This is a genomic window from Pseudomonas synxantha, from assembly GCF_900105675.1.
Classification (GTDB): Bacteria; Pseudomonadota; Gammaproteobacteria; order Pseudomonadales; family Pseudomonadaceae; genus Aquipseudomonas; species Aquipseudomonas synxantha.
This window is the reverse complement of record NZ_LT629786.1, coordinates 4,321,748-4,340,981: the sequence shown is the minus strand read 5'-3', so window position 1 is coordinate 4,340,981 and position 19,234 is coordinate 4,321,748. Positions and strand designations below refer to the sequence as shown.

The following is a 19,234-nucleotide window of genomic DNA, read 5'->3' as shown; positions in this document are numbered from 1 at the left end:
TGTGGGAGGAGGCTTGCCCTGATGCCAGTCAGTTAAGCGAACGAAATGCTTAAAGCAGCGAAGATCAAATGTGGGAGGGGGCTTGCCCCCGATGACGGTGTGTCAGCAAACACTAATGTTGCTTGACACACCGCTATCGGGGGCAAGCCCCCTCCCACATTGACACCTGAGCTGTTAGCGTTGCGGGCATTCGATGCTTATGGAAAACGCGACTGATGCATTTTGCAAAATGGTTTCACACCAGCGCCCTGCTGGTCGGCTTGAGCTTGTTGCTGGGCGGCTGCGCCAGCGTTTCGCAGACGTCCACGCCTGCCACCCTGGACAAACTGTTAACCGACCCTGCGCTGCACGGCGCCACGGTGTCGCTGATGGTGCGCGATGCCCGCACTGGCACCACGCTCTACCAGCACAACCCGCGCACCCGCTTGGTGCCCGCTTCCAACCTCAAGCTGCTGACCACCGCGGCGGCGATGGATGTGTTGGGGCCGCAGTACCGTTTCTCTACTCAGTTAGTCAGTGATGGCATACGCCAGGGCGACCGTCTGACTGGCAACCTGTACCTGCGTGGCCTCGGCGACCCGAGCATCCAGTTCGCCGACTACCAGGCCCTCGCCGCGCAGTTGGCCAGCCAGGGTGTGCGCCAGGTTCAGGGTGACCTGGTGTTCGATGACACCTGGTTCGATGCCGAGCGGCTGGGCGTCGACTGGTCCCATGATGATGAAACCACCTACTACGGCGCGCAGATTTCGGCGCTGACCGTGGCACCCAATGCAGATTTCGATGCCGGCAGCGTACTGGTCACCGCCAAGGCGCCGTTGCGGGCTGGCTCGCCGGTGAGTGTCGATATCTTCCCGCCCACCGATTACCTGCAACTGAGCAATCGCGCCGTGAGTGGGCCGGGCAACACCTATGGAATCAACCGCCGCCATGGCACCAACCTGCTGCAGCTCAGTGGCGCGGTGGCTCCGGGGCGACAGAGCCAGCAACTGATCAGTGTCTGGGAGCCGACGCAACTGGTGGCCAATCTGTTTGAGCAGGCGCTGGCGCAGCAGGGGATTAAAGTATTAGGGCGCCGAGTGATGGGCGCGGCAAGTCCGGCAGCAGTGACAGTGCTGGCCGAGCACCAATCGGCGCCATTGCAGGAGCTGATCGTGCCGCTGCTCAAGCTCTCGAACAACAACATGTCCGAAGCCTTGCTCAAGGCCATGGGCCGCCAGACCGCCAACAGCGGCACGGCGGCGGCGGGCGTGGTGGCGGTGGCCGGGTTCTTGAAGCGCCAGGGGGTGGACACAAGCAGCCTCAATCAAGTTGACGGTTCCGGCCTGTCGCGGCGCAACCTGGTGTCGGCGCAAACCCTCACCGACCTGCTGCTGGCCGCGAGTAAACAGCCGTGGTTCAACGCCTGGTACAACGCGCTGCCGATTGCTGGCAACACTGACCGCATGACCGGCGGCAGCCTGGGTTATCGCCTGCGCACCACCCCAGCGCAAAACAACCTGCATGCCAAGACCGGCTCCATGGGCGGCGTGTCGTCATTGAGCGGCTACGTCACCGACGCCCACGGGCGCAAGCTGGTGTTCTCGATGCTGACCAACAACTATGTGGTGGCCGGCGCGCAGGTCAAGGCGCTGGAGGATCGCGTGGCCGTGGCCCTGTCACGCAGCGAGGATTGATTCAGGGCTGATAGCCCATGCGCCAACTCACGGCCCGGGTCGCCGCCAGCAGATGCTGCGCCGCCGGGCCATCTTCATCGGCGTGGAACAGTGATGTCGGGCCGACTACGGTCATCACCGCCGCCACATGCCCCACCGCATTGAACACCGGCGCCGACAACGCATCCACGCCGGGCATCAGCAAGCCATGCACAAAATGCAGGCCACGGCTGCGGATCTGCTCGCACACCGTGGCGTAGGCCTGATCGTCCGCCAGCGAGTGGGCGGCGCCGGCTTGGATCTCGCGTTCGCGCAATTCCACGGTTTCCCGCGATGGCAGGTAGGCGCTGAACACCAGCCCGGTGGACGAGCTGAGCAATGGCAATACCGATCCCAACTGCGTCACCACCGTGACGGCACGCACTGCCGGCTCAATCTGCACCACCGTCGCGCCCTGGTTGCCCCACACCGCCAGGAAGCAGGTTTCATTCAATTCATCGCGCAGCTCCGCCAGGGGCATGGCGCCGACTTTCAACACATCCATGCTGCCCAGCGCCGCCAGGCCCACGCGCAACGCTTCGCGGCCCAGGCCGTAATGGTTGGTGGCGGGGTTCTGTTCGGCAAAACCCGAGGCGATCAACGCCTGTAAATAGCGGTGGACCTTGCTCGCCGGCATCTGCACATGTTCGGCCAGGCGTGACAACGAGGTGGAGGGAGACAGTTCGGCCAGGGCCTTGAGGATATCGGTGCCGACTTCCGCCGAGCGGACTTTCTGTTTACCGGTGTCGCGGGGCTTTTCCATGGAAGGGCGAGAATCCGAGAGATGAATGGGCGTCTTTATAGCTTGACGCTCGATAGCGATCAAATTACGTTATGCGTAACCGAATTACGACAAAAATAACTTGTGTACAGAGGAAGATCCATGGACCTCGAATACCTTTCGGGCTTTGGCAACGAATTCGCCAGCGAGGCCTTGCCTGGCGCGCTGCCGGTCGGCCAGAACTCGCCGCAAAAAGCCCCTTACGGGCTCTACACCGAACTGTTTTCCGGTACCGCCTTCACCATGGCCCGCAGCGAAGCGCGGCGTACCTGGCTGTACCGCATCCAGCCGTCGGCCAACCACCCGGCGTTCATCAAGCTGGAACGCCAATTGGCCGGTGGCCCGCTGGGCGCAGTAACGCCTAATCGCCTGCGTTGGAACCCGTTGGATATTCCGAGTGAGCCGACGGACTTTATCGACGGCCTGGTCGGCATGGTGGCCAACTCGGGGTCGGAAAAACCTTCGGGCATCAGCATCTACCACTACCGCGCCAATCGCTCGATGGAGCGCGTGTTCTTTAATGCTGACGGCGAACTGTTGATCGTCCCCGAGCAAGGCCGCTTGCGTATCGCCACCGAACTCGGCGTGCTGGAGGTCGAGCCGCTGGAAATCATCGTGCTGCCCCGTGGCTTGAAATTCCGTATCGAGCTGCTGGATGCGCAAGCACGCGGCTACGTCGCGGAAAACCACGGCGCCCCGCTGCGCCTGCCGGATCTAGGACCTATCGGCAGCAACGGCCTGGCCAACCCTCGCGACTTCCTTACACCCGTTGCCCACTATGAAGACCTCAAGCAACCTACAACGCTGGTACAGAAATTCCTCGGTGAGCTGTGGGCCTGCGAGCTCGATCATTCGCCACTCAACGTGGTCGCCTGGCACGGCAATAACGTGCCGTACAAATACGACCTGCGGCGTTTCAACACTATCGGCACGGTGAGTTTCGATCACCCGGACCCGTCGATCTTCACCGTATTGACTTCGCCCACCAGCACCCATGGCTTGGCCAACCTCGACTTCGTGATCTTCCCACCGCGCTGGATGGTGGCCGAGAACACCTTCCGTCCGCCGTGGTTCCACCGCAACCTGATGAACGAATACATGGGCCTGATCCAGGGCGCCTACGATGCCAAGGCCGAAGGCTTCCTGCCTGGCGGCGCGTCGCTGCACAGTTGCATGAGCGCCCACGGCCCGGACGGCGAGACCTGCACCAAGGCCATCACTGCAGACCTGGCACCGCACAAAATTGATAACACCATGGCCTTCATGTTCGAGACCAGCCAAGTGTTGCGCCCGACCCAGTTCGCCCTGGAGTGCCCGCAACTGCAACCTGCCTACGATGCGTGCTGGGCCGCGCTGCCCGCCACCTTCAACCCGAATCGGAGATAACCCATGACCCAACCATCGCTTGCCCGTAGCTGGGTGGCCTCCGCCAACGGCCACGCGGATTTCCCCCTGCAAAACCTGCCACTGGGCGTGTTCAGCATCAATGGCTCGGCACCTCGCAGTGGTGTGGCAATTGGCGACGCAATCCTCGACCTGCATGCCGCGCTGGACGAGTTTGACGGTGAAGCCCGACGCGCCGTCGAGGCCACGGCGGGTGGCCAACTGAACGCGTTTTTTGAACTCGGCCGTGGCCCTCGGGTGGCCCTGCGCGAGCGCCTGCTGGAACTGCTGGCCGAAGGCAGCAAGCTGCAGACCCGCGAGGCGCAGGTGCTGCACCGTGCCGCCGATTGCCAGATGCATTTGCCGGCCAGGATCAATGACTACACCGACTTCTACGTTGGCATCGAGCACGCGCAGAACGTCGGCAAATTGTTCCGCCCGGATAACCCATTGTTGCCGAACTACAAGTACGTGCCGATTGGCTACCACGGCCGTGCCTCGACCATTCGCCCGTCGGGCACGGATGTGCGGCGTCCCAAGGGCCAGACCCTGCCGGCCGGCCAGACCGAGCCGACCTTCGGACCCTGTGCACGCCTGGATTACGAATTGGAACTGGGCATCTGGATCGGCCAGGGCAACGCCATGGGCGACGCGATTGCCATTGGCGATGCCGCCGAACATATCGCCGGCTTCTGCTTGCTTAACGACTGGTCGGCGCGGGATATCCAGGCCTGGGAATACCAGCCGCTGGGGCCGTTTCTGTCGAAAAGCTTTATCACCAGCATCTCGCCATGGGTGGTGACGGCCGAAGCGCTGGAGCCATTCCGTAAAGCACAACCGGCGCGGCCCGAGGGTGACCCACAACCGTTGTCGTATCTCTTGGATAAGCGCGATCAGAACGCGGGTGCCTTTGATATCGAACTGGAGGTGCTGCTCACCACGGCCTCGATGCGTGAGCAGAACCTCTCCCCCCATCGCCTGACCTTGAGCAACACCCAACACATGTACTGGACCGTGGCGCAAATGGTTGCGCACCACAGCGTCAACGGCTGCCAGTTGCAGGCCGGTGACCTGTTCGGCTCGGGCACCTTGTCCGGTCCGCAACCGGGGCAGTTTGGCAGCCTGTTGGAGATCACCGAAGGTGGTAAAAAGCCGATTGAACTGCCCTGCGGCGAGGTGCGTAAATTCCTCGAGGACGGCGACGAAATCATCTTGCGTGGCCGTTGCATCCGCGAAGGTTTTGCCAGCATCGGCTTTGGTGAATGCCGCGGCACCGTAGTCGCGGCGCGCTGAGAGGGCAGGGCAATGGAACTCTATACCTATTACCGTTCTACCGCGTCGTATCGGGTACGAATTGCCCTGGCGCTCAAGGGCCTGGACTTCACTGCATTGCCGGTCAACCTGCTGGTGCCGGCAGGCGGCGCCAATCACCAGCCTGAGTACCTGGCGATCAACCCGCAAGGGCGCGTGCCGGCGTTGCGCACTGAAGAAGGCGCGCTGCTGATTCAATCACAGGCGATCGTTGAGTACCTGGAGGAATGTTATCCACAGGTGCCGCTGCTTCCAAAAGATCCCGCGTCCCGTGCTCACCAGCGCGCAGTAGCGTCGATCATCGCCTGCGATATCCATCCTTTGCATAACTCCAGCACTCAAAACCTGTTGCGTAAGTGGGGGCATGATGAGGCGCAACTGCTCGAGTGGATCGGCCATTGGGTCAGCCAGGGTTTGGGCGCGGTGGAACAGTTGATTGGCGATGACGGGTTTTGCTTCGGCGCGCAGCCGGGCATGGCGGACGCGTTTCTGATACCCCAGCTGTACGCGGCCGAGCGCTTCAAGGTGCCGTTGGGCGCGTACCCGCGTATCGGCCGAGTAGCGGCGTTGGCGGCGCAGCATCCAGCGTTTGTGCAGGCTCATCCTGCCAACCAACCTGACACACCTTAGCTTTCAGAAATTGCCTAAATCCAAATGTGGGAGGGGGCTTGCTCCCGATTGCTGTGTATCAGCAATAAGTTTGTCAACTTACACACCGCTATCGGGAGCAAGCCCCCTCCCACATTTGATCGTGCCAACATAAAAAAATAAAGGTACCTTGCGATGCACAATCAGATTGCCAGCTTTCGCGCGGCACTCGACGCCCGCCCGGTGTCGCGCTACCAATGGTTGATTCTCCTGTTGTTGGCATTGCTGCTGGTCACCGATGGCTATGACGCCCAGGTGCTGGGTTATGTAGTGCCGGCGCTGGCCAAGGATTGGGGTCTGGAAAAAGCCGCGTTTGGTCCGGTCTTCAGTGCCAACCTGCTGGGCCTGACCCTGGGCTCGCTGCTGGTGACGCCGCTGGCAGATCGGTTTGGCGTGCGACGTATCTTGCTGGCCTGTGTGCTGATCTACGCCAGCCTCACAGTGCTGATGGTGTTTGCCAATTCCCTGACCACACTGATGGCGGCACGGTTTATCTGCGGTATCGGCATGGGCGGCGCGATGCCCAGTGCCATGGCGTTGATGTCGGAATATTCGCCGCCACGCCTGCGCACCTTGATGGTGACCCTGGCCGCGTGTGGCTTCTCATTCGGCGGTGCGGCGGGCGGGTTTGTAGCCGCGGGGTTTATCGACGGCTTTGGTTGGCAGGCCGTGTTCCTGGCTGGCGGGGTGACGCCGTTGCTGCTGTTCCCATTCCTGGCGTGGCTGTTGCCCGAATCCCTGCCGCGTCTGTTGCGCGATGCACCGCCTTATCTGCGTTTGCGCAAGGTCACGGCGCGCATGCTGCCCGATTGGCAGCCGCCGTCTGCGAGCGAAGCCGAAAACCGCCAGGAGCAGGGCAGTAACCTTACGGTGGTGGAGCTGTTCCGCAACGGCTACGCCCGCCCGACGTTGTTGATCTGGGCGACCTTTTTCGTCAGCCTGATCCTGCTGTACTTCATGATCAGTTGGTTGCCTTCGCTGCTGCTCGAAAGCGGCCTGGCGCTGAATGAAGCCAACCTGGTCACCTCCATGTTCCTGTTCGCCGGTACCTTGGGCGCCATCCTCATGGCCTGGTTTGCCGACCGCCTGAAAAGCAAAGTGCGACTGCTGTCCGGCGTACTGGCGGCAGCGGCGTTGTGCACCGTCCTGCTGGGCTTGAACCACGACAACCCACGCTACCTGGTGGCCTGCGTGTTTGCCGCCGGGTTCTGCATCATCGGCGGGCAACTGACCCTCAATGCGTTTGCGAGCAATTTCTACCCGGCGCAGGTGCGCGCCACCGGCACGGGCTGGGCATTGGGGGTGGGGCGGTTCGGGTCGATCCTGGGGCCGTTGTTCGGCAGCCTTTTACTGGCGATGCATATACCGGTGCAGCAGATCTTCTTGTTCTGCGCGATTCCGGCGGTGGTGGCGGCGCTGTTGATTATCCAGGTGCGCTCGCCAGGCGTGAGCGAACCCATTGACACGGTACGTAGCGACATTCTCAAGGCGCCTTAATGCACCACTGAATTGGGCGGCAGATGCCCCAGCCGCTCGGTCAGGCGCAGGCGTTGGATCGGGTCATCGCTGAGCATTAGCGCATGTTCCAGGTCAAAGCGTTCGGCACTCGGACAGTCAAGGCGCTGGTACAGGCTGGCCCGCGCCAGGTAGTCGGCGGCGTTGGCATTGCCCAGTTCCAGCACGCGTTCGGCATCTATCAGGGCGGCCAGCGGCTCGTCATTGGAAAGGTGCAGTTGGCGCAGGTTGCGCGACAGCCGTTGCAGGATCGCCCGAGGTTCGGCCGAATGCAGGTGATCGGCCTGTAACTTGAGTTTCGGCCCGTATTGGCGGTGCAGCAGGTCGCGACAGTCGTTGGGGTACAGGCGGCGGCCGCCGCACGGGTCCAACAGGTGATCGGCACCGGGTACCCGCAGCAGGAAGTGGCCGGGGAAGTTCACACCGACCATGGGGATCTCCAGGCGCCGCGCCATTTCCAATGCGATCAGGCCCATGGCCAAGGGCTGCCCGCGTTTGCGTTGCAGCACCTTGTCGAGCAATGCGGCAGCGGGACGCAACGGGGTGTGGTCATCCTGGGCGAACCCGAGGTCATTCATGCGCCGCAGCAGCGGTTGGCCGAGTTCATCTGCGGGCAACAGGGGCATGCCCAGGCTGACCTGCTGTTGCAGCGCGGTGAGATCCTGCAGGATCAGCAAGGGCTGCACGCGGGCGTCATGCTCGGCAGCAATCCATAGCGCGGCTTCAAACAGCGCAGGGGGTGAACGGTCCAGGCAGGCGAAAAAGGCTGTGCGGGGATTCATTGCGTTCTCCGGCGTATGCCCCCGTTTTAGCCTTGCTGTGAATATTCGTCCAGCATCTTGAGAAATATCCCACTTTCTTATGTCTTGGAGCCCACGAAACTGACTCGCTTATTCCAGTGCGATCCAGCAGTTTTCTGACGCAAGCCTATACTTGGGCCAACACCAAAAGTGATTCGGGAGCTCGAAGATGTTTGCGCTCATGCACAGCACCCGCCTTGAATCGCTGCACCTGAGCGTCGACCCGGTGACCGGGTTGAAGGCGATCATTGCCATCCACGACAGCCGTCGCGGGCCTGCCTTGGGCGGTTGTCGCTACCTTGCTTACCCTGACGATGAAAGTGCCGTGGCCGATGCTGCACGACTGGCCCAAGGCATGAGCTATAAGGCCGCGTTGGCTGGGCTGCCGGTGGGCGGCGCTACCGCAGTAATCATGCGTCCTGCGCACGTGGAAAGTCGTGCGGCCCTGTTCGAAGCATTTGGCCGCTGTATCGAAAAACTCGATGGCCGCTACATCACCGCCATCGACAGCGGCACCTCAGTCGCCGATATGGACTGCATTGCCCAGCACACCCGCTTCGTCACCAGTACCACCGCCGCTGGCGACCCTGCGCCCCATGCCGCCATGGGCGTCTTCGCGGGCATCCGCACCACCGCCATGGCGCGCCTGGGCAGCGACAACCTCGAAGGCCTTCGCGTCGCGGTGCAGGGCCTGGGCAACGTCGGTTATGCCCTGGCCGAGCAACTGCACGCCGCCGGTGCCGAACTGCTGGTCAGCGACATCGACCACGGCAAGGTGCAGCTGGCCATGGAGCAACTGGGCGCCCACCCCATCGCCAACGACGCCTTGCTCAGCACTCCCTGCGACATCCTCGCGCCCTGCGGCGTGGGTGCCGTTTTCAACCGCAGCAGCGTTGGCCAGTTGCGTTGCGCCGCGGTGGCCGGTTCGGCCAGCGCCCAACTGACCAACCTGGACATCGCCGACCAGTTGGAAGGCCGTGGCATCCTCTACGCCCCGGACTACGTGATCAACTCCGGTGGCCTGATCTACGTCGCCCTCAAACACGCCGGCACGGACCTGCCTGGCATCACCGCGCACCTGTCGAACATCGGCACGCGCCTGACCGAAATCTTCGCCCACGCCCAAGCCGAAAAACGCTCCCCGGCACGGGTGGCCGACGAGCTGGCCGAACGCCTGCTGTACAAATAACCCAGGCATTAAAAAGGCCCTGAATCGATGATTCAGGGCCTGTTCAATTCGGGCTTTACTCTGCCGCCGGGTTCAGCAACTCGGACAGCGCGTCCGGCTGGCTCTTGAACGCCTTGGCAAATACATCGCGGTTCTTCGCCATGTAGATCCCGGCTTCTTCCACCTGCTGCTCGCTCAGCGACGGCACGGCTTTTTGCAACACTTCTGCCAGCAACTCAGCGAGTTCAAGCATCTTGTCATGACGGTCAGCTTCGGCTTTATCCATGAACAAACGCTCCAGATCTCGGCTGCTGCGGTATACCACTTCGACGGCCATTCACCACCTCACATGCCTTCACGATAGTTGTCTTTTGCGACTACTGTATTTATATACAGCGAAAAGGATAAGCCAAACGTTGGGGTTTGGATAGTAGGTTTTTAATGTAGTTGGGAAATGGAGGGCTACACCGGAAATTTCTGATCCCTTGCCCGGGGGCGCTGGAATTATGGCCCGATCGTCCCCACGCGCAGAGCGTGGGAACGATCGGGGTGTAATTAAGTGCCTCGTATCACACGGCCACCATCTTATTCCCCAGCCCTGGCCTTTTTTCTGCATGCAGAACAACCGTCACGTCCAACCCGCATTATCCGGTCGAGCCGACCTAAGGAAACACCACCGTGAAAATCAACTGGGCCGAAAGGCTGCGCCAGCAAGTCCATGGGCTGGCCGAGTCCCTGGGGAATCTGTTTGTCGAGTCGTTCCACTACCTGGCGCTATTTGCCATCGGAGCGGTGACCGCCTGGGCAGCGGTGATGGAATTTCTGGGGATGCTGGAGAACGGGCACATCAAGATCGATGACATCTTGCTGTTGTTCATCTACCTGGAATTGGGCGCGATGGTCGGGATTTACTTCAAGACCAACCACATGCCGGTGCGCTTCCTGATCTACGTGGCGATCACCGCGCTGACGCGCCTGCTGATCTCCAATGTGTCGCATCACAACCCGCCGGACGTGGGCATCATCTACCTGTGCGGTGGCATCCTGCTGTTGGCGTTTGCCATCCTGGTGGTGCGCTACGCGTCGTCGGCTTTCCCTTCGGTGAAGGTCGAAGGCCCGCGTCGCAAGGGCGAGGCGAGCCTTGAAACCGAGAAGGGTGAGCTTTAAAGCCCGACGCTGAACGGCAGGGTACGGGCGGGCGGTTGCTGCAGGAGTTTGTGGTTATCGCCGTCCGTCATCAGTTCGAGGATTTCCACGGCGCTATGGCCCTGCTCGATGGCGATGCCGAACTGGATGCTCTGTACCAGGCGTCGCAGCCGTTGCGGGTCGTTGCGCTGTTCGGCGCTGATCATGCGCTTGGCCACCACGCCGGTTTCATCCGAGAGGGTGAGCATGATGCTGCCGTCCAGCCGCTGGATGCTCAGGTTGACGCGGTATTGAGGGCTGAAGGTATCGGTGATGATCTGAAAAGGATTGTCCATGGTGCGTTACCGCCTGATAAGAACATGCAGTCATTGACGGCCGGTGTCAGGATTAGTTCGCATCGCCTGACCATCGGCCAAAGTCCGTTTTCCTCATAAGCTCTACAGCAAGCCTCGTGCCGTACAGGCGCTGAAGTTTCAATGTGGGAGGGGGCTTGCCCCCGATAGCGGTCTTTCAGCCGAGTATTTATTGGCTGACACACAGCTATCGGGGGGCAAGCCCCCTCCCACCGTTGTCCTGTGTGGCTACTGGGGCCGGTGACCTGTTTCAGGGCAACACTGAGAAAACGATCGCAGACAGCGCAGGCGGGATGCTCGGGTAGCAGTGCTCCAATCAGCACTCCACCCAGCTGACCGCCAGGCCGCCCCGTGACGTTTCTTTGTATTTGTCATGCATGTCGGCGCCGGTATCGCGCATGGTGCGGATCACCCGATCGAGGGAAATGAAGTGCTTGCCGTCGCCGCGCAGGGCCATTTGCGTGGCATTGATCGCCTTGACCGCGGCAATGGCGTTGCGCTCGATGCACGGCACTTGCACCAGACCGCCAACCGGATCGCAGGTCAGGCCGAGGTTATGTTCCAGGCCGATTTCGGCGGCGTTTTCCAGTTGCTCCGGGGTGGCCCCGAGGATATCGGCCAGGCCGGCGGCGGCCATGGCGCAGGCCGAGCCGACTTCGCCCTGGCAGCCGACTTCGGCCCCGGAGATCGAGGCGTTTTTCTTGCAGAGAATGCCTACGGCGGCAGCGGCCAGGAAGAAATTCACTACGTCGTCATCGGACGCGTCAGGATTGAACTTCATGTAGTAATGCAGCACCGCCGGGATGATACCCGCCGCACCATTGGTCGGCGCGGTGACCATGCGCCCGCCGGCGGCGTTTTCTTCGTTGACGGCGAGGGCGAACAGGTTGACCCATTCCATCGCAGATAATGTCGAAGTAATGACGTTGGGCTTGCCGATTTCCAACAGGCTGCGGTGCAATTTCGCCGCCCGCCGTGGCACATCCAGGCCACCAGGCAGGATGCCTTCATCGCGCAGGCCCTGTTCCACGCATTCGCGCATCACCGACCAGATATGCAAGAGGCCGCTGCGGATCTCTTCGTCGCTGCGCCATGCACGTTCGTTGGCCATCATCAATTCGGAAACCCGCAGGCCGTGCTTGTTGCACAAGGCCAGCAGTTCTACCGCGCTGGAAAAGTCGTAGGGCAATTGCACATCGCTGGTCGGTGCGATGCCTGATGCAGCTTCGGCAGCTTCGATGATGAAGCCACCGCCCACCGAGTAATAGGTTTGCTCGCTCAATAAGCCATTGTCGCCATAGGCGTGCAAGGACATGGCGTTGGGGTGGTAAGGCAGGCTTTCGTCCAATAGCAGGAGGTCGGTTTGCCAGTTGAAGGCAATTTCCTGGGAACCCGCAAGCAGCAATTGGCTGGACTCGCGCAGTTGCTGGATACGTGCATTGATCGAGGTGGGGTCGACCTTGTCCGGCCATTCGCCCATCAGGCCCATGACACAGGCGCGGTCGGTGGCGTGGCCGATGCCCGTGGCGGAGAGCGAGCCGTACAGGCGTATCTCGACGCGGCGGGTCTGGCTGAGCAAATGCTGGTCGACCAGCGTCTGGGCGAAGGTTGCCGCAGCGCGCATCGGGCCGACGGTATGGGAGCTGGAGGGGCCAATGCCCACTTTGAATAGATCGAAAACACTGATAGCCATGCTAAACCCTTACAAGCAATGGAGTAGAAATCGCTGCCATGTTTTGTAGGACGAGCGCAATTAAGGCGATACTGAGCCCTTACATTGATACTGACCAACGAATTGTTCTAAGACACCCTTTAGCAGGACTAAACCCTATGACTCGCCCCCTCAATGGCCAGACCTATGTCTGGTTGCATGTTTTCTCCTGCGCTGCACGGCACCTGTCGTTCACCCGCTGCGCCGAAGAACTGCACATCACACCAGGTGCGGTGAGCCAGCAGATTCGCCAGCTGGAGGAACGCCTGGGGTTTCGGTTGTTTCATCGGCGTGCGCGCGGGGTGGAGCTCAGCGCCGAGGGGCAGCGCCTTGCGGCCGTGGTGGGGGAGGCCTATGGCAGCATTGATGCGGAATTGCGGCGCCTGGACGCGGGAATGATCAGCGGCACCTTACGCTTGCGTTCGATCCCGTCGTTTCTCGGCAAGTGGCTGACCCCGCGCCTGCCGCGTTTGCAGCAGCGTTTTCCGGATATTCAATTGCGCCTGGTCGCCGAGGACAGCAGCATCGCCTTGCATGAAGGTGATTTCGACCTTGCTATTGACCTGAACGACGGCAGCTACCCCGGCTTGTTATCCACAGCCCTGCTGGACGAGCAGATATTCCCGGTATGCGCGCCCAGCTTGTTGCGTGGCCGGCCACCGTTGCACGGCCCGGCTGACCTCGCGCACTTCCCACTGCTACACGACATCACCGCCTGGCGTGGGAGTTATGAATATGCCGAGTGGGAGTTTTACCTGAATGCCATCGGCTATCACGGTGCGGATGTGCGGCGCGGGCATACCTTCAATCGCAATCACTTGACCATCGAAGCCGCCATTGCCGGCATGGGCGTGGCAATTGCGCGACGCACCTTGCTCAATGATGAACTGGAGCGAGGCACCCTGATCGTGCCATTCGGCCTGGCCGTGCCCAACCATAAACGCTACGTGCTGCTGTATGCGCCGGGTGCGTTGAACCATCCGGGCGTGCGTGCGGTGCATGATTGGCTGGTGGAGGAAGCAGGGATTTTTCGCGTTTTGCACCCCTTGGCAGAGGCGCAATTATGAGGTTGGCAGGTCGTAAGAAGATGTAACTAACTCCCCACCCTACCAGCGTTTTTGCCCGTCGTCAGGGTTAATTTGTAATGTAGGATTTATCTTTGCAAAGGGGTTGAATTGTTTCAGCAGGTGCTCAATTGTGTAATCAGGAGGTCATGGTTTCACCACCCTGGTGTTGCAGTTTGTGACCTCTGGCGAGCTAGCTGAAATAAGGGAAGAACTATGCAAATCCAAGTCAATAGCGATAACCATATTGAAAGCAGCATCCGACTGGAGGAGTGGGTACGTACTACCATTGAGAGCACGCTCGAACGTTACGAAGAAGACCTGACCCGCGTTGAGGTCTACCTGCGGGATGAGAACGGCGACAAGCCCGGTCCCCACGATTTAAGTTGCCGCCTGGAAGCACGGCCAAAGGGCCATCAACCGGTTTCCGTGTGCCATAAAGCCGATACGCTGGAACAAGCGATCGATGGCGCCGCCACCAAGCTGGACCATGCGTTGGAACACCTGTTTGGCAAACTGCAAGGCAAGCCTCGCGCTGCCGCGAAAACCCAGCCAATCAACAAAGTGAATGAAGACGCGCTTGAAGAGGAATTCCTGGAAAACGAAAACGCTGCAATCAACGGCTGACCGTTTTTTAAACCCCCACTGAAAACGGGCCTGCATATGCAGGCCCGTTTTCGTTCAGCCACGGAGCCTGAAGAAATACCGGCTCAGCGCGGCTAATCCGCAAGCCCCCAAGCCCGCAAAGAGCATGGCCCAACCGGCGCCGCTGCGCAGTGCCGTCTGCGCATCAACGGCGGTCAGCCCCGGCGCGTTCAGCTTGCCCGCCGCAATATGCTGGCTGAGCGCTGCCCACTCCAATGCCGTGTTGTCGGGCAGCACGTTGGCCAGGTGGTGGCTGATTCCCAGCAACAGCACCAGGCCCATCAACGCAATGTTGAGTGCCAGGGTGATCAGTCGTGCGCTGAAGTCGATGCCCGACGCCATGCCCGCACGGTCAGCCGAAACGGCCCCGGTGGTGGTGTTGGTGGTGGGCGAATTGGTCAACGCCAGGCCAATGCCGGCGATCACACAACTGAACAACACCAGTGCGGTGCTTGGCTGTGCGGCGACATTGACGGCGGCCATGGCCAGGAACCCCGCGCCCATCGTACCCAGGCCCAGGGGAATGATGCGTTCGGCGCCGAAACGCAGGGCCAGGCGTTCGGCCAGGGGCGGCACCAGCAGGGTAGGCAAGGTGTAGGCAAGCAGAGCGGCGCCAGTGGTCAGGGTGTCGTAGCCCAGCCCCGCCTGGAAATACAACGGCAGGTAGATCATGAACGGCCAGAAGCTGAAGTTCATGCCGATCGAGCCCATCAACGCACCGTTGAAGCGCTGGATACGGAACACCGAGAAATCGAACATCGGGTGTGGGCTGCGCCGTTCGATCAAAATGAACAGCAGCATGCCTATCAAGGACAGGCCGGCCCAGCCGAGCATCGCCGGAGTGCCAAAGCCATACTCGCTGCCCTGGGTGATGAAATAGACCAGCGCGAACACCGTCAGCGTCAAGGTCAGCATACCGGCGATGTCCAGGCGATGACTGGCCGGGTCACGGGATTCCTGCACGCTGGCATGCAGCAGCACCAGGGTGAACAGGGTCAGCGGTACGTGCACCAGAAACACCCAGCGCCAGTCCGCCACGGCCAGGATCAATGCCCCGACCATCGGCCCGAACCCCAGGCCCACGCCGGCAATCACTCCCCATATCGCGAAGGCTCGCGCTCGCGCCGCCGGGTCGCGGAACTGATGGGATAGGATGGCGAACTGGCAAATCATCATCGCGCCAGCACCAATGCCTTGGACGAACCGCGCCACGATCAGTGTCGACGCACTCTCCGCCAAGCCACAGGCCAGCGAAGCCAGGCCAAACAGCCACAGGCACAACACCAACATGCGCCGACGACCGAAGCGGTCCGCCAAGGTACCCGCCGCCATCAGCACACTGGTACAGGCCAGGGTGTAGGCGTTCATGATCCACTGGGCGTCCTGGAAACCGGTGCCCAGTTGCTGTTCAAGGGTTGGCAGGATGACCGGCACGCTGGAGATTTCCAGGCCGAACATCAGGGCCACCAGGCAGACGGCGGTGAGGGCCAAGCCATTTCTGGCGGTGCTCGGCGATTGGAGGGCCGATACAGCAGCGGCGGGCGGCATGACAGGTTCCTTTCAAATAAGAGAGGGTTTATTCTCGCGGGAATCTGATTCGTTATTCGTGATAAGTTTTCCAGTGATCAGGGAATCAAGGGCGACAATTAACCCATGGCTACCCCACGTTTTGATGGCGTCGAGCTGTTTCTGCAAATCGTCGAGAGCGGCAACCTCACTGAAGCCGCCGAGCGCCTTAACCTCACGCGCTCGGCCGTCGGTAAAGGCTTGGCGCGCCTGGAGGCGCGGCTTGGCACATGTCTGCTGCAGCGCTCTACGCGCCGCCAACGATTGACCGAGGACGGGCAGGCGTACTACGAGCATTGCCTGCGCGCCTTGGCCGAACTGGAAGCCGCCGAATCGGTGCTCGAAAGTGGTCGGCAACAACCACGCGGGCGGCTGCGGGCGAGCGTACCGTTGGCTTTCGGGCACCACTATGCGGCTCCGGCGTTGTGGGGCTTGATGGAGCGTTACCCTGAACTGGAAATCGAGATTTGCTTCTCCGACCGCATGATTGATCTGGCCCAGGAGGGCTTCGATATGGCCGTGCGGATCGGCACGTTGCCGGATACCGACCGCCTGAGTGCACGCCGCCTGGGGCAGCAGGTCATGGGGCTGGCGGCGTCACCGGCGTATCTGCAGCGCAGGGGGAGCATTGAAAGTATCGAAGACCTGACCGGTCATCGTGGCATTGCCTATCGCAGCAACACCACGCATCGCTCGCACCTGGCCTCGCCCTTGGTGCTGGATGATCTCCAAGCGGTAGCCGATGCGGTCATCGCGGGCGTAGGGCTGGCCTGGTTACCGAGTTGGTTGATCGCCCACTATGCGTTGCGCGGGCAATTGCAGGCAGTGTTGCCAAGCTATCGCGAGCAGCCGGCGCCGATCCATGTAGTCTGGCCGACGGCGGTGCATATGCCGGCCAAGACGCGTTGTGCCATCGATGCGTTGGTGGCGGGTACGCCCAGTTGCCTGGCGGGTAGCTAGACCCTCGGATGTACTTCAATCCTGGACACACTGAATATCAAATGTGGAAGGGGGCAAGCCCCTTCCCACATTTGGATTTGTTACGGTCTGCAGGTTGGAGGCAGATCAGAACGCAATGGACGTCTGCACATACACCGTACGCGGCTCACCCACGTACTTGCCCTTGTTGTTATCGTCAAACGAGCGGGTGTAGTACTGCTTGTTGAAGATATTCTTTACCCCCACCGCCACATTCAAATCCGCCAGTTGCGGGCCGAAGTCATAGGCCGCACGGCTGCTGAACAGCATGTAGCCGGGAATGCGCCCATTGGCACCGTCGGCGCTTTCGGCCTGGGTGTTGGCATTGTCGGCAAACTGGCTGCTCTGGTAGCTGCTGTCCACATTCAGCTTCCACGGGCCGTCGGTGTAACCCACGCCGAGGGTGCCTTTATGCTTGGACGAGAAGGGCACGCGGTTGCCTTTGTTCGGGCCGTCTTCGCGGATGGTCGCGTCAACATAGGCATAAGTGGCATACACATCGAAACCCGCCAGTGCCGGGCTCAGGCCGTCAAGGGCGTAGTTGATGCTCGACTCGATGCCCTGGTGGCGCGTCTCACCACGGGCGATCACTGTGTCGTTGGTCTGGTTGCTGTCGTACTGGTTGTCGAAGTTGATCAGGAAGGCGCCGATTTCCGCACGCAGCGTGCCGTTGTCATAGCGCGTGCCGAGCTCCCAGGTGCGGGCCTTTTCCGGTTTGACTTCGCCGCTGTTCACGCGGTTGGGCATCTGGCTGTACTGCACGCTGCCGAACGAGCCTTCGGTGTTGGCGTAGAGGTTCCAGTCGTCGGTGAGGTGGTAGAGCACGTTCAGCGCCGGCAGCGCGGTGTTGTAGTCACCCTTGTATTTGACGTTGCTCAGGTTGTTGGTCTGCTGGGACTCGATCATCTCGTAGCGAATGCCCGGGGTGATGGTCCATTTGCCGATATCGATGCGGTCGTCGATGAAGAACGCATTGGCTTCGGTGCCACCGCGCGTGTCGCGGTCGTTGCGGCTGTTGGTGGTCGGGATTTGCTGGTTGGCGGCAATCGGTGTGCGGTAGCGCAGTTCGTGGCCGGCTTCATTGATGTAGCGGTAGCCGACGCCCACTTCATGGCTTGTGGGGCCGAGGTCGAAGCCCTGGGCGAAGCGGGTCTCGAGGCCGCGTACCCAATATTCGCGTGGTGACAGCGACAGGAAGCTGCCCTGGTCCAGATAACCGCTGCGCAGGGTCTTGGTGAAGAAGCTGTTGACCGTGAATTCGCGACGATCCTGCTCGTAGCGATAGCCGACGTTGAACATCGTACGGCGGCCCCAGAACTTGTCGTAGGGGCGGGTGGACTGATACGGATCGGCCTTGTAGTCCTTGACGTTCAAACCGCCGGGCATATCGGCCTGGCCTTCGTAGTACTGCGCCATGGCGTTGAAGCTGTTGGCGTCGTCCAGTTGGTATTTGCCCTTGAGGATCAGGTCGTCGATGCGCGTATTACTGTTTTCGCGCCAGTCGCCGCCCCGAGTACCCGAGTACAGCAGCGCGCCGCCCAGGCCATTGTCGGCAGTGCCGCCGGCCAGCAGGTTGCCGGTGGTCTTGAAGCCATCGTGGCTGGAAGACGGGCTGGTCTCGGTCTGCAACCCGCCCTTGACCGTGGGCGCATCCGGGATAGCGCGGGTCACGAAGTTGACGATGCCACCGACGTTCTGCGGGCCGTAGCGCACCGCACCGCCGCCGCGTACCACATCCACCGCGTCCATGTTACCCATGCTGATCGGCGCAAAGGACAACTGTGGCTGGCCGTAGGGCGCAAAAGGCACCGGGATGCCATCCATCAACACCGTGGAGCGCGACGCCAGGCGCGGGTTGAGCCCGCGAATGCCGAAGTTCAACGCCATGTCGTGGCTGCCGGTGCCGTTGTTTTCCGGGGCATTGACGCCGGGGATGCGGTTGAGCACATCGCGGGCCTGGGTTGCGCCTTGGCGTTCAAACTCTTCACGGCGGATAACGTCACGGGCGCCGGGGTGTTCGAACACGTTGGTTTGCGCTGCGTCACCGAGCCAGTCGCCGACCACGTTGGAGGTTTGCAATTCAAGGGGGGCGGTGACGCCGGTCGGTTGCAGGCTGTAGGCATTGTCACCTTCGGCCCGGGCTTGCAGGCCGGTGCCTTCCAGTAATTTCTGCAGGCCGTCGGCGGCGCTGTAATTGCCCGACAGGCCGCGGCTTTGCATGCCGGCCGTCACTTCGGAACCGAAAGACACCAGCACCCCGGCTTCGCGACCAAATTGATTCAGGGCCGCTTCCAGGGTGGTCGGCGCGATGTGGTAGGTCTTGGTGTCGGCCGCCATCGCGGGGGGAAGGACGGTCAGGCTGAGGCTGGCGCCCAATAGGAGTTGGCGCAAGGTGCGGGCGAGAAGCGTCGGTTGCTGGGGCATGAAGGCGGTCCTGAGAAGGAAGGATCAAGGTGGCTTTCCTTCTCTGTCAC

General features: G+C 61.2%; 17 protein-coding genes. 10 read left to right on the top strand and 7 right to left on the bottom strand.

Annotated elements, in window-relative coordinates; genetic code table 11:
- Positions 1 to 215: 215 nt before the first annotated feature.
- Entirely contained in the window at positions 216 to 1,673 is a 1,458-nt protein-coding gene (gene dacB, locus BLU48_RS20150; RefSeq protein WP_057021478.1) for a D-alanyl-D-alanine carboxypeptidase/D-alanyl-D-alanine endopeptidase, read from the top strand.
- A 1-nt stretch (position 1,674) separates the two neighbouring features.
- Here the strand turns inward: dacB and BLU48_RS20145 are convergent, their stop codons facing one another.
- Positions 1,675 to 2,454 carry an IclR family transcriptional regulator gene (locus tag BLU48_RS20145; RefSeq protein ID WP_057021477.1) on the bottom strand — a complete coding sequence of 260 codons (780 nt, stop codon included), beginning with the start codon at positions 2,452 to 2,454 and terminating at the stop codon, positions 1,675 to 1,677.
- Between the two features lie 120 nt (positions 2,455 to 2,574).
- On the opposite strand from BLU48_RS20145, the gene hmgA reads away from it, so the two are divergent.
- From hmgA to BLU48_RS20125, 4 genes are all read left to right on the top strand, one after another.
- Positions 2,575 to 3,858 (top strand): homogentisate 1,2-dioxygenase, encoded by a 1,284-nt coding sequence (gene hmgA / locus BLU48_RS20140; protein ID WP_057021476.1) that lies wholly within the window; start codon positions 2,575 to 2,577, stop codon positions 3,856 to 3,858.
- A 3-nt stretch (positions 3,859 to 3,861) separates the two neighbouring features.
- Positions 3,862 to 5,148 carry a fumarylacetoacetase gene (gene fahA, locus BLU48_RS20135; RefSeq protein WP_057021475.1) on the top strand — a complete coding sequence of 429 codons (1,287 nt, stop codon included), beginning with the start codon at positions 3,862 to 3,864 and terminating at the stop codon, positions 5,146 to 5,148.
- Between the two features lie 12 nt (positions 5,149 to 5,160).
- Positions 5,161 to 5,796 carry a maleylacetoacetate isomerase gene (gene maiA, locus BLU48_RS20130; protein ID WP_057013023.1) on the top strand — a complete coding sequence of 212 codons (636 nt, stop codon included), beginning with the start codon at positions 5,161 to 5,163 and terminating at the stop codon, positions 5,794 to 5,796.
- 153 nt (positions 5,797 to 5,949) lie between these two features.
- On the top strand, positions 5,950 to 7,311 hold the full coding sequence (locus BLU48_RS20125; RefSeq protein ID WP_057021474.1) for an MFS transporter: 1,362 nt from the start codon (positions 5,950 to 5,952) through the stop codon (positions 7,309 to 7,311).
- Here BLU48_RS20125 and BLU48_RS20120 read toward each other — a convergent pair.
- Positions 7,308 to 8,111, bottom strand: coding sequence for a SirB1 family protein (locus BLU48_RS20120; protein ID WP_057021473.1), 804 nt, complete (start codon positions 8,109 to 8,111; stop codon positions 7,308 to 7,310). The genes BLU48_RS20125 and BLU48_RS20120 overlap by 4 nt on opposite strands.
- Positions 8,112 to 8,298: 187 nt before the next feature.
- On the opposite strand from BLU48_RS20120, the gene BLU48_RS20115 reads away from it, so the two are divergent.
- The gene (locus BLU48_RS20115; RefSeq protein ID WP_046071032.1) at positions 8,299 to 9,318 is read left to right on the top strand and encodes a Glu/Leu/Phe/Val dehydrogenase family protein; all 1,020 of its coding nucleotides are present in this window, start codon (positions 8,299 to 8,301) and stop codon (positions 9,316 to 9,318) included.
- Between the two features lie 55 nt (positions 9,319 to 9,373).
- On the opposite strand, the gene BLU48_RS20110 is transcribed toward BLU48_RS20115, so the two are convergent.
- A complete protein-coding gene (locus BLU48_RS20110; protein WP_003188807.1) occupies positions 9,374 to 9,634 on the bottom strand; it encodes a YebG family protein in 261 nt (86 codons plus the stop codon).
- Between the two features lie 341 nt (positions 9,635 to 9,975).
- On the opposite strand from BLU48_RS20110, the gene BLU48_RS20105 reads away from it, so the two are divergent.
- Positions 9,976 to 10,464 carry a phosphate-starvation-inducible protein PsiE gene (locus BLU48_RS20105; protein ID WP_016978246.1) on the top strand — a complete coding sequence of 163 codons (489 nt, stop codon included), beginning with the start codon at positions 9,976 to 9,978 and terminating at the stop codon, positions 10,462 to 10,464.
- Here BLU48_RS20105 and BLU48_RS20100 read toward each other — a convergent pair.
- Both BLU48_RS20100 and BLU48_RS20095 read right to left on the bottom strand, forming a co-directional pair.
- Positions 10,461 to 10,778 carry a DUF3509 domain-containing protein gene (locus tag BLU48_RS20100; protein WP_056845458.1) on the bottom strand — a complete coding sequence of 106 codons (318 nt, stop codon included), beginning with the start codon at positions 10,776 to 10,778 and terminating at the stop codon, positions 10,461 to 10,463. The two genes, BLU48_RS20105 and BLU48_RS20100, sit on opposite strands and share 4 nt — an antisense overlap.
- A 334-nt stretch (positions 10,779 to 11,112) precedes the next feature.
- The gene (locus BLU48_RS20095; RefSeq protein ID WP_057021472.1) at positions 11,113 to 12,489 is read right to left on the bottom strand and encodes an L-serine ammonia-lyase; all 1,377 of its coding nucleotides are present in this window, start codon (positions 12,487 to 12,489) and stop codon (positions 11,113 to 11,115) included.
- A 137-nt stretch (positions 12,490 to 12,626) separates the two neighbouring features.
- Here BLU48_RS20095 and BLU48_RS20090 point away from each other — a divergent pair, with 137 nt between their 5' ends.
- Positions 12,627 to 13,574: a LysR substrate-binding domain-containing protein gene (locus tag BLU48_RS20090; protein WP_057021471.1), complete on the top strand. Its 948-nt coding sequence runs from the start codon at positions 12,627 to 12,629 to the stop codon at positions 13,572 to 13,574.
- A gap of 213 nt (positions 13,575 to 13,787) precedes the next feature.
- The gene (locus tag BLU48_RS20085; protein ID WP_032877636.1) at positions 13,788 to 14,198 is read left to right on the top strand and encodes an HPF/RaiA family ribosome-associated protein; all 411 of its coding nucleotides are present in this window, start codon (positions 13,788 to 13,790) and stop codon (positions 14,196 to 14,198) included.
- 54 nt (positions 14,199 to 14,252) lie between these two features.
- Here the strand turns inward: BLU48_RS20085 and BLU48_RS20080 are convergent, their stop codons facing one another.
- Complete coding sequence (locus tag BLU48_RS20080; protein ID WP_057021470.1) at positions 14,253 to 15,764, bottom strand: MFS transporter; 1,512 nt, start codon at positions 15,762 to 15,764, stop codon at positions 14,253 to 14,255.
- A 105-nt stretch (positions 15,765 to 15,869) separates the two neighbouring features.
- Between BLU48_RS20080 and BLU48_RS20075 the strand changes: the two genes are divergently transcribed.
- The gene (locus tag BLU48_RS20075; RefSeq protein ID WP_057021469.1) at positions 15,870 to 16,742 is read left to right on the top strand and encodes a LysR family transcriptional regulator; all 873 of its coding nucleotides are present in this window, start codon (positions 15,870 to 15,872) and stop codon (positions 16,740 to 16,742) included.
- Positions 16,743 to 16,847: 105 nt separating this feature from the next.
- Here the strand turns inward: BLU48_RS20075 and fecA are convergent, their stop codons facing one another.
- Positions 16,848 to 19,184 carry a TonB-dependent Fe(3+) dicitrate receptor FecA gene (fecA, locus tag BLU48_RS20070; RefSeq protein WP_057021468.1) on the bottom strand — a complete coding sequence of 779 codons (2,337 nt, stop codon included), beginning with the start codon at positions 19,182 to 19,184 and terminating at the stop codon, positions 16,848 to 16,850.
- Between the last annotated feature and the right edge of the window lie 50 nt (positions 19,185 to 19,234).